The sequence below is a fragment of the Nitrospira sp. BLG_2 genome (assembly GCF_049222245.1).
Window position 1 is genome coordinate 1 of record NZ_JBLYIG010000234.1, and the last position, 1742, is coordinate 1742.

The 1742-nt window shown below is 56.0% G+C and carries 1 protein-coding gene; it reads right to left on the bottom strand.

Going from position 1 to position 1742, the window contains the following annotated elements; all coding sequences use genetic code 11:
* Nucleotides 1–1548 (bottom strand): patatin-like phospholipase family protein (locus ACOSYY_RS06565; protein WP_421661466.1); only part of this gene is annotated, 1548 nt, incomplete at its 3' end.
* Nucleotides 1549–1742: the final 194 nt, after the last annotated feature.

The following is a 1742-nucleotide window of genomic DNA, read 5'->3' on the forward strand; positions in this document are numbered from 1 at the left end:
TCCGAGAATTGTCCCTCCCAGGTCGCGTACCAATCGGTGAAAATCTGGCCGGCTGTGGAGTATGCGTTTCGCCACCTCGCGCAACCGATCCACTTCTTCGTCCGACAGGTTAAAACTGGTCGGAAGGTCCATGAAACTAGCCTGCTCATTGGCATTTGACAGCGCGTGGAAGCTGACTTCTATGACATAGTAATCGAGCGGTGGCTCGTTGGGTGCTTCGGCTCGCCGGAATGCAGACCATTCCTTGACCATCCCGCGCAGAAGCGACGTGGATTCGAACGTGTAGTGATTAATCATGGCGGTGAGCGCCACATCGCCGACATCCGTCAATCCCGGATTTTCTTCCAGCAGACTCCACCGTCTCGTGGATCGCTTGGCCTCCGCATTGACGATAATGAAAGCAATGCGCCTAACATGCTCGAGACCGCGGTCTCTTAAAGCGGTCGGGATATCCTGATAGGCCATGAAGAGATCCAAATAGGCCCGCAACCCGAGGTTGTCGCTAATGCCTCCATCCACCAGATGGATGAACGGCTTGTCCTTCCAGTCGGTATACGATCGGGCCTGCGCCGCAAAGCGGTACGCTCTGTTCGTAAAATCGGGATTGACCAGCGCGGTGGCCATCCAGGTCTCGTCCTGAAAGCCGCACTGGCCGGCGTAGTTCCGAAGTGTGATCGCGCCGAGTGGGCCCGGCACGGAAGACGACGCTGCGGTGGCCCGTGAGAGAGGATAGGACGAGAGATCTGAGCAAATGATGCCGAATTGCAGCGGCGAGAACGTAAAGTAATATCCATCCGATATATCGGTCGCTTGCACGATAAGCGCCGGTCCTTTCAATGGATTGAGATCGCTGAATGTGGCCCCATGAAACAACACATCGTCGAAGTACTCGGCCTCCAAATCGCTTTTACTGTAGTAGGCCGATGCAATCCGGTACATGTTGATTGGATTCAGAAGACGCCAGATCAAACCCCAGGTGACATTCCGGTTGAGAAAGTTCTGCTTGTAGTCTTTAAAAATGCCCTGGCCTTGCCACGCAAAGTAGGCGGCAGTGAGGCTGCCGCCGGAGACACCCGTGACCAGATCCACCTCCTGTACAAGCCGCCGGTCTCTTCCCTCGGGCGAGGCCGATGCGTCCGGCCGAGACGGGAGTTGGACTTCATTCAATGCTTCCAACACCCCATAGGCCAGCGCAGCAGCGCGAGTCCCTCCTCCGGAAAACGACACCATCAACAGCAGATCATCGGCCCGGTTCGGCGCGTTTAGCGCTGCACCCATTGTGATTCTCGGAGGCTCATACTTCTCCAGTTTGGCATTGACCGGATAGTGCGCACAGCCCGCCTGTAGCGCGGCCACTCCTCCAATGAAAGACAGAAGGAACTGTCGCACAGCGACTGTTCTCAAGGGTCTATCCCTGCGCAGTTTTCTTTTCGGTAACGATTCTTCGGCCATCATCAGGGCGCCATTATCGGCAAGCATCCGGTCATTTTCAATGAGAAAGGCCTGATCTAACGACTCATCGGCGGCACTGTGCCGGGGCGAGGGCATCGTTCACCTTTCCGTAGCCGCGCCTGATCATCACGGCATATATCTCACCCGCACATTCTGAATCTTCCCATTGAAGGCAAACGGCGCCTGTTCGTAGTAGTCCAAGGAAACCGGAGAACCCAAGTCCGCCCCGATATCGAGGCAATCATTCGCGGTGAATAGTAGGGGAGCGGACACAGGCACGATGTTCGGTC